This is a genomic window from Paraburkholderia sp. GAS448, from assembly GCF_050435685.1.
In the GTDB taxonomy this organism is placed as follows: Bacteria; Pseudomonadota; Gammaproteobacteria; order Burkholderiales; family Burkholderiaceae; genus Paraburkholderia.
This window is the reverse complement of record NZ_JBNDKT010000109.1, coordinates 1-3,501: the sequence shown is the minus strand read 5'-3', so window position 1 is coordinate 3,501 and position 3,501 is coordinate 1. Positions and strand designations below refer to the sequence as shown.

The 3,501-nt window shown below is 57.1% G+C and carries 6 protein-coding genes; all 6 read right to left on the bottom strand.

Annotated features, from left to right (window positions below; genetic code table 11):
- Nucleotides 1–97 precede the first annotated feature (97 nt).
- Entirely contained in the window at nucleotides 98–526 is a 429-nt protein-coding gene (locus P3T23_RS47235; RefSeq protein WP_429322883.1) for a hypothetical protein, read from the bottom strand.
- A 14-nt stretch (nucleotides 527–540) separates the two neighbouring features.
- The gene (locus P3T23_RS47230; RefSeq protein WP_429322882.1) at nucleotides 541–855 is read right to left on the bottom strand and encodes a hypothetical protein; all 315 of its coding nucleotides are present in this window, start codon (nucleotides 853–855) and stop codon (nucleotides 541–543) included.
- Nucleotides 856–1,633: 778 nt separating this feature from the next.
- Nucleotides 1,634–1,975: a cyclic-phosphate processing receiver domain-containing protein gene (locus tag P3T23_RS47225; protein ID WP_429322881.1), complete on the bottom strand. Its 342-nt coding sequence runs from the start codon at nucleotides 1,973–1,975 to the stop codon at nucleotides 1,634–1,636.
- 30 nt (nucleotides 1,976–2,005) lie between these two features.
- Nucleotides 2,006–2,515: a restriction endonuclease gene (locus P3T23_RS47220; protein WP_429322880.1), complete on the bottom strand. Its 510-nt coding sequence runs from the start codon at nucleotides 2,513–2,515 to the stop codon at nucleotides 2,006–2,008.
- 13 nt (nucleotides 2,516–2,528) lie between these two features.
- A complete protein-coding gene (locus P3T23_RS47215; RefSeq protein WP_429322879.1) occupies nucleotides 2,529–2,831 on the bottom strand; it encodes a hypothetical protein in 303 nt (100 codons plus the stop codon).
- 110 nt (nucleotides 2,832–2,941) lie between these two features.
- Nucleotides 2,942–3,205, bottom strand: a complete 264-nt coding sequence (locus tag P3T23_RS47210) for a hypothetical protein (protein ID WP_429322878.1) — start codon at nucleotides 3,203–3,205, stop codon at nucleotides 2,942–2,944.
- Nucleotides 3,206–3,501 lie beyond the last annotated feature (296 nt).

The following is a 3,501-nucleotide window of genomic DNA, read 5'->3' as shown; positions in this document are numbered from 1 at the left end:
CCATTCGAGGTCTTCGAACGTATGCTCGCAACCGCTTCGATACACTCAGCTTCCATTCATTAGCCCCCTGTTGCGCTTCACTCTTGAAACCGCCGAGTTATTTGTTGATCGACTGGACGGCGGACACGAGCGGCCCGTCGAAAGGCCAGACCATGTGCCCGTCTGCATCGCTAGCATCAGCATGGTTCTTGCGGTATTCGCCGCCAACGCTTCGACCCAATTCGGTGAAAAAGTGCAGTCCACTCCGGACCTCGATGTATCCGAGTTCAATGAGCTTTTTCTGGACCGAAGCCGTCGATACGTTGTACTTCCGCGCCAATTGCGTTGCGGACAGCTTTTCGACGCGAACAGCCGACTCAGCCATCGACGCTACAGCGGCGCGCGCCTGTAGCGCGGCCAATCGGCGCGCAGCGCCAGGAACGATTTCGAGCTTTTCGATCCCGTAACCGAACGCAATGCCTTCGGGCGTCAGAGCTGGCTTAACTCGACGCCGCAAGACTCGCTGAACGAAACTCGGTAGCTTCATGACCCTTTCCTTGATCAAACGGCGAGTGCTTCGACACGAGTCGGATCGGTCCCGACCGAGCGAAGGAGCACCCAAACCTGACGGCGCTCATCCGGCTCCAACGAACCTGCGAGATCCACACCAAACGGCTGTACGAGCGCCCAAACGCCAGGCGCAACAGGCAACGCACCCTTGGCCTTTGGATTCGCCCTCAACGTCGCCGCGAGCGTGTCCAAGAACCGCTTACGCGACCACTCGACCGGCATCGACGCCGTGGCCGAGTACGGCAGCTCGCGCAGATGCGCTACAGCCGCCTCAATGTCCGGTTCGCTGATGACGATTTGCGACATGCGCTTTTCCGTGGTGTCAAGCAAGTTCAGCAGGTAACCGTGCCACCCAGCCCTCATGTAGATGGTCGGCTGCCAGCGCCAAGGCCCTATCGCGCCACCGACTATGTGCAACATAGCGCGGGTGACTGGTCCTGTAGCAGAGTGCCCGGCCGACGCGGAATTGCCATAGGCAACGCGGCTCGATTGCCACACTATCAGTCCGATCAGCGAAAAAGTCGCGCAAGAATCGATCATAGGCCGCCCCTGTGGTGAAGAGGATGACATCAGGGTCGGTCACGGCAGTGGGCGCGGAGCAAATCCCGCGACAGCGATTGGATGCGATCGAACGATTCCGCCCCTGTAGGCGAGCCCCCGGCATGACTCACACAAAACAGATTCGCCCAGCCGACAGCGACTCCAGCCTCGGGCAGTAGGAAGTGCATCGACCGTCTCACCTGGCGCAAGAACTGGAGGAATTTATGGCGCTCGGGTGGACGCGCCAGCCAACGTGCGTGCGACTGCATCGACTCGAAAATAGCGTCAATTGTGGGCACGCTTCCCTGCTTGAACTTGCATTCTTTGTTTCGCCACGCCTTCGTTTCCATCCCCACAACGAGTATACGGTGCTTCGCGCCTGCAAAGCCGGCTGGAACTGTGGGAAGGAATAGCCCCGAAAGGCCCTGTACGCCGCCGAAGACGGCAGCAAGGTCCATAGCGGCTAGGATTTCGAGATAGCTGTGTGCCAACGCGAGTGCGTGGCGGTCGGCCCCGCTGCTTGTGAGAGTTTCGCCCATGTTGATCATTTGCTCGTTCGCGGGGCTCTAGACCGAATGTCACGATGGATGGAACGCTCGCGCACGAGCTTCTCAATCGCATGGACGCCGGCTTGCATCTTCTCCGCGGCAGACGGGTTTGCAGAGTGAATCTTGATTACTGGAGGCACGAATCCTCGAAGCGCGACCGCCTCTTCGATCCAAACTATGACGTCGTAACCCGTTCCGCGAGTGTCATCACCCAAGTCATGGTCCAAACTGAGTTCCGTGACACCCCCTGCTTCAAGCAACCGGATCGCTTCGGACGGCCAATACACCCGATTCCAGCCCTCCGGCGTCGGGCGCTCGTCATCAAGAAACAGTTTCATGTCCTTCTGCCTGTTTTCCTATCTCTCTGCCTACAACTCTTCCGTCCAGCTTGTCCCATCCGCACGTGTGATGGTTATGCTCAGGCTCTCGCTGATGGAAAGATTTGCGACATCGTGAAATCCAACGAACAGCCTATCGAGGAACTTCATTTCAAACTCAAGCGGTGTGCTGTCGGCGCGCAACTGCACGTGCACAATGTTGCTTGCTGCCGCTACCTTCTTCGCGCCGGATTGCAAGTCCAGCGGACTTACGATAAATCCGCCGTCGGCGCCGGTGTCCTGTATCGAGTATGCCAACGAGGCGACGATCGCCTGCGGTAAGTTAGAAGTGGTGTGTCGTTTGCATTCGACAACCATAAAGGCGACACCATCCTCGGCGACGCCCTTGGCATCAATCTCCCAGTCGGTCCCACTTTGGAGCCCAGTAACGTTCTGCTTACCTTCGACACGGGCCGATCCCAAGTCCGAACAAAAACGGTTCAGTAATTCAGCGGCCACGATTTCATACTGCCGTGCTTTCTTACTTTCGGTGTTAGCCATGTTTTCCGAACCGTTATGCGCGAGCGACAATCTTCTCGTAGATATCAGCTGCCCAGTACGGTCCACCTGAGACGCGCGGATTTTTACCCTCGCCGATCTGTTGAGCTAGGCTACCCAATTCGTCGGCGGACGATACATCCCATCCGTGCGACAACGCCACCGACTCAACATCGCTCTTGAGAAGCACTTCCCCTTTTTCGTGAAGGATCTTGAACAGTTCTCTCGCCTTGTTCATATCGTTAGGGTGTGCAAGCCCCGTGCTCACGTTCACGCTGCTGCTCAGGGTTTTAACTGCTTCGGCTACCACGTTAGACATTGTTTTATCGACTCTCAAACGGCTGCCGGCCGCTGCGGGACGCTTAGGCGTCTCGTGTCTCAACTAGTGTTTCTTCAGGGCCTCGTATGCGGGACCCCGTTTTCCGTGCTTCAGATCGGGACGCTGAGCGGCATACCCTTCGGACCTGACGCCCGACGCGCGCTGTCGTAATCGCCGTACACTCCTTCGAAACGGTGAACGTCCATTGTACGGTCATAGGTCTGCGCGATATACACCATCTGCTGGTCCGCCTGCGGACCCACGACCTTGACATCAAGCACCCTAGCTCCCGACCCAACACCAGGGCGAACCCGATGGACCCCTGCATACTGGTCGCCGCCCATTGCGTCTTCAATGACAACAAATACGTTCACGATAATTTTCCTATTACAGCTCGACAACGCCCGACTTCCAGTGCTCGTGCTTGCCGAGCTTCGTCTTTTCCGTTCAGTCTTGCAGTTCCGGGATGAGGGTCCCGAGTGATATTACTTTGATCTTGCCTACGTGCGTTTCACGCCACCAAACATGCTGAGTCGGATCGTCCAGCACTCGCACCGAAATTCGCTTTTCTCCTACGGCGCGATCAAATCTGAAGTGCAACACCTTCCTCGTGTAAGGTGCGCACATGCAAAAAAGAAGAACGTATCAACAGCTTCAGCCTGAAGAGCGC